The organism is Streptomyces sp. NPDC048211 (genome assembly GCF_043202315.1).
Taxonomy (GTDB): Bacteria; Actinomycetota; Actinomycetes; order Streptomycetales; family Streptomycetaceae; genus Streptomyces.
Genome location: NZ_JBIDAD010000047.1, coordinates 1 through 5,121, shown reverse-complemented (window position 1 = coordinate 5,121; position 5,121 = coordinate 1). Strand labels below are relative to the sequence as shown.

General features: G+C 68.8%; 1 protein-coding gene and 1 pseudogene. Both read right to left on the bottom strand.

Annotated features, from left to right (window positions below):
* Positions 1-3,846, bottom strand: a pseudogene (locus ACGFZA_RS42410) (type I polyketide synthase); the annotation flags it as partial.
* Between the two features lie 97 nt (positions 3,847-3,943).
* Positions 3,944-5,121, bottom strand: a 1,178-nt coding sequence (locus tag ACGFZA_RS42405; protein ID WP_393686455.1) for a beta-ketoacyl reductase, incomplete at its 5' end; no start/stop codon positions are given.

Genomic DNA, 5,121 nt, shown 5'->3' with positions numbered 1-5,121 from the left:
GACCACAGCACCCGCATCCGTAACCGGCACCCACTCCACCCGGAACAACGAGTCCCCACCCGACGACCCACCAGCCGCCACCACCGCGGCCGCCAGCTGCTCCTCCGAAACCTCCCGAGCAGCCAGCGCCTCCACCGACGCCACCGGAGCACCGGACGCGTCGGCGACCTCCACGGCGAAGCTGTCAGCTCCCACCGGCGTCAATCGGACGCGCAGCGCTGTCGCTCCGACGGCGTACAGGGACACACCGGACCAGGCGAAGGGCAACCGAGTTGCGCCGTCGGCAACAAGCGACGTAACCCCTATGGCGTGCAGGGCAGCGTCCAGAAGCGCGGGATGCAGGCCGAACTCCCCCGCCGATTCGGCGACGTCTTCGGGAAGGGCCACCTCGGCGAACACCTCGTCACCGCGCCGCCACACCGCCCGCAGCCCCTGGAACGCAGGACCGTACCCATACCCACGCCCAGCCATCACGTCATAGAAGCCCGCCACATCCACCGACTCCGCACCCCGCGGCGGCCACACCACCAGATCCGACTCATCGGGAACGGCACTCTCCGGGGCCAGAACACCACCGCAGTGCAACGTCCACGCTTCATCACCATGACCAGAGCCATCAACCTCGTCGGGCCTGGAGTACACATCCACTCCCCGCGTGCCGTCCGCGTCAGCACCACGCACGACAACCTGGACCCGCACCCCACCGCCCTCCGGCAGCACCAGCGGTGCCTGCAGCGTCAGCTCCTCCACCCGGCCGCAACCCACCTCGTCACCGGCACGCAGCACCAGCTCCACCAACGCCGCACCCGGAACCAGCACCACCCCATGCACCGCATGATCGGCCAGCCACGCGTGCGTGGCCCACGACAGACGGCCCGTAAGCAGAACACCGTCGCCTTCGGCCAGAGCGACGGTCGCGCCCAGCAGCCCATGTCCAGGGGAGGTCAGCCCCAGGGCTGTCGCATCCCCGACACCGGAACCGGTCCCGCTTCCGGCAGGCGCATCGAGCCAGTACCGCTCCCGTTGGAAGGCATAGGTCGGCAGATCTACCTGGTGGGCGTCGAGGCCGTCGAAGACCGCGGCCCAGTCGACGGCGGATGCGACGGAGGAGCCGGCACCGGTCTCGTGCAGCCGTGCAAGGGCCGTGAGGAACGCCCGCTCCTGGGACCGGTCCCTACGCAGCGCAGGGACCACGAGTGCCTCCGGACCGTCGCCGGTCCGCTCGTCGAGGACTTCCTGGACCATCGGGACGAGGGCAGCTGAAGGGCCGACCTCGACGTACCTGGTAACTCCGTGTGGCTCCAGAGCGGTGACGGCGTCGGCGAAGCGAACGGTCGTGCGGACATGGGTGACCCAGTACTCCGTCGACCGCATCCGCTGCGGGTCGATCGCGCCGGTGACCGTCGACATGAGCGGGATGACCGGCTCATGGAAGGTGATGCTCTCGACCGTGCGCCGGAACTCGCCGAGCATCGGCTCCATCAGCGGGGAGTGGAAGGCATGGCTGACTCTGAGCTGCTTCGTCCGGACTCCGCGCGCGGCGAGCGCCTCGACGATCTCGTCCACCGCGCTCCGGGTGCCGGAGACGACGACCGACGTGGGGCCGTTCACCGCGGCAAGGCCGACCTCGTGCTCGCGTCCCGCCAGCAGCGGCCGTACGTCATCCGGCGTGGCTTGGACAGCCGCCATGGCTCCGCCCGCGGGCAGTTCCTGCATCAGGCGGCCTCGGGCGGCGACCAGCCTGCAGGCGTCCTCGAGGGACAGCATCGAGGCAGCGTGCGCAGCGGCGATCTCGCCGATGGAGTGACCGACGAGGACGTCCGCGCGTATGCCGTACACCTCCAGCAGGTGGAAGAGCGCCAGTTGGAGTGCGAACACGGAGGGCTGGGTGTAGCCGGTGGTGTCCAGCAGCGCAGCCTCCGGCGTGCCCGGATCGGCGAACATGACGGTCCGCAGAGGTTGGGGCAAGAGGGGGTCCAGTACGGCACACACGGTGTCGAGCCGGTGGCGGAACTCAGGGAACCTGTCGTACAGCTCCCGCCCCATGCCGGCCCATTGGGAGCCCTGGCCGGAGAAGAGGAAAGCGGTCGCTCCAGGGGCGGCCTGGGTGGCAGCCGTCGTCGGGGCTCCGTCCTCGGCGCCGAACCCGGCCAACGCGTTCAGGAGTTCGTCGCGGTCGTGACCGAGAGCCACGAACCGGTAGGGGAAGGTGGTTCGTGACGTGGCGAGGGAAAGGCCCACGTCGAGAGGGCGCGCCTCGGGGTGCGCCACGAGGTGCTGGTGGAGTCGGCCGGCCTGCCCTCGCAGCCCCTCGGCGGTCTTGGCGGAGACGGCCCACGGGACGATCACGGGTTGCGCCGCACCCGAGGAGGGGGTCCCGGTCGAGGCCGTCACCGAGGCCCCTGACGCCGCTGCTTCGGTCTCTGCCTCTGCCCTTTCTGCCAACAGGGCAGTTTCGGGGGCCTGTTCGAGAACGATGTGCGCGTTGGTTCCACTGACCCCGAACGACGACACACCGGCCCTGCGCGGCTCGCCCGTCTCCGGCCACGGAGTCTCCTCCGCCAGCAGACGCACCTCACCCGCGGACCAGTCGATGTGGGGCGAGGGTTCCTGGGCGTGCAGTGTGGGCGGCAGCACACCCGTCCGCATCGCCATCACCATCTTGATGATGCCGCCCACACCGGCAGCGGCCTGGGTGTGCCCGATGTTGGACTTCAGCGACCCCAGCCACAGGGGGCGATCGTTTTCCCGAGCCTGCCCGTACGTGGCCTGGAGCGCCTGCGCCTCGATGGGGTCACCCAGCGACGTACCTGTGCCATGTGCCTCGACCGCGTCCACCTGTCCGGCCGTCAGCCCGGCCGAAGCCAACGCCTGCCGGATCACCCGCTGCTGGGACGGGCCGTTGGGGGCCGTCAGGCCGTTCGAAGCACCATCCTGATTGACGGCGCTGCCCCGCACCACGGCCAGGACCCGATGCCCCAGACGCTCCGCATCACTGAGACGCTCCACCAACAGCATCCCCGCACCCTCAGCCCAACCCGTACCGTCCGCACCCGCACCGAACGCCTTGCACCGACCGTCGGGAGCAAGCCCACGCTGCCGACTGAACTCGATGAACGTCTCGGGCGTGGACATCACGGTGACACCGCCGGCGAGGGCCAGCGTGCACTCGCCCTGCCGGATGGCCTGCATCGCAAGATGCAGCGCCACGAGCGAGGACGAGCAGGCCGTGTCCACCGTCACCGCAGGTCCCTCAAGCCCGAACGTGTACGAGATCCGGCCCGTTGCGACACTTCCGGCGCTGCCGTTGCCGACGTATCCCTCGACACCCTCCGGCACCGCGCCCCCGCCCAACCGGGCGCCGTAGTCGTGGTACATCACCCCGGCGAACACACCCGTACGCGATCCCCGCAGCCCGGCGGGGTCGATTCCGGCCCGCTCGAACGCCTCCCACGACACCTCCAGCAACAACCGCTGCTGCGGATCCATCGCCAACGCCTCACGCGGCGACACACCGAAGAACCCCGCATCGAACTCAGCAGCCCGATGCAAGAACCCACCCTCACGGGCGTAGCTCTTGCCCGGCGCCGAGGCATCGGGGTCATACAGGGCTTCAACGTCCCAGCCACGGTCGTCCGGCATCGGTCCGACGGCATCACGCCCCTCGGCGACGAGATCCCACAGTCCCTCCGGCGAGTCCACGTCGCCGGGGTAGCGGCAGGCCATTCCCACGATCGCGATGGGCTCGTGTCGACCGGCCTCCGACAGGTTGAGCCGACGCCGGGTCTCGTGCAGATCGGCCGTCACCCGCTTGAGGTAGTCGCGCAGCTTCTGCTCGTTGGACATCAGTCACTCACCATTTCGCGTCGTCTCCGAGTCGCCGTACGAGTCATCGCGGGCAACGGTCTGCTTTTCGGCCCGCAACTGCCGTGAGACCCGGCTCTCAACCGAGTTCGTTGTCGATGAAGGCGAAGATCTCGTCATCCGTCGCCGAATCCAGCTTTTCCGACACCTCGTCCGCTTCTGCGCCGAGTGTCTTTTCCTCAAACCGGGCAAGCAGCGCGGCAAGCCGTCGCTGGATGTCGGCACTCTCCTCGTCACCGGCCTCGACATCGGTCAACGCCCGTTCCAGGCGGTCCAGTTCGCTCAGCGCACTGCCGACAGCGGGCATGCCCGGTACCGGGAGCTGTGCCAGCAGATGCTCGGCAAGCTCTCCGGCGGTCGGGTAGTCGAAGACGAGCGTGGCCGTCAGACTCAGTCCGGTCGCGCCGGTGAGCTGGTTACGCAGTTCCACCGCGGTCAGCGAGTCGAACCCGAGGTCCTTGAAGGCATGGTCGGGCTCGACCAACTCCGGGGAACTGTGTCCGAGGACCGCAGCCGCTGCGGTACGTACGAGGTCGAGCACATGTGCGGCGCGCTGCTCGACGTCCATTCCCGCCAGCCGTCCCGCCAGGCCGTCATCCGCAACCTGGCCCACAGCCGCCTGACGCCGCACCCGCACCGGGACAAGGCCCCGCAACACACCGGGCACCGACTCCGGGTGCCGGCGCAGGGCAGCCAGGTCCAGCCGGATCGGGACCAACAACCCATCCCCCTCACCCCCGGCCACCGCACGATCCAGCAGACCCAGCCCCTCATCCGAACCCAACGCCAACGCACCCGAACGCGTCATACGCTGCACATCGGCTTCGCCGAGCGACTCCGTCATCGCACTGGTATCCGCCCACAGACCCCAAGCCAACGACACCCCCACCAGACCCTGCGACCGACGGAACTGCGCCAACGCATCAAGGAACACATTCGCCGACGCATACCCGGCCTGCCCCGGAGTACCGAACACCCCAGCCGCCGAAGAAAACAAGACGAACGCCGACAGGTCCATGTCCCGGGTCTGCTCGTGCAAATGCCACGCCGCATCCACCTTCGGCCGCAACACACCACCAAGACGGGCCGCATCCAACGACGTGACAATGCCATCGTCCAGAACACCGGCAGCATGCACCACACCCGACAACGAACGCCCCGCCAGAACACCCGCCAACGCCCCACGGTCAGCGGCATCACACGCCACCACCTCAACCGCCACACCAAGCCCCGACAACTCCAGCTCAAGCTCAGCCA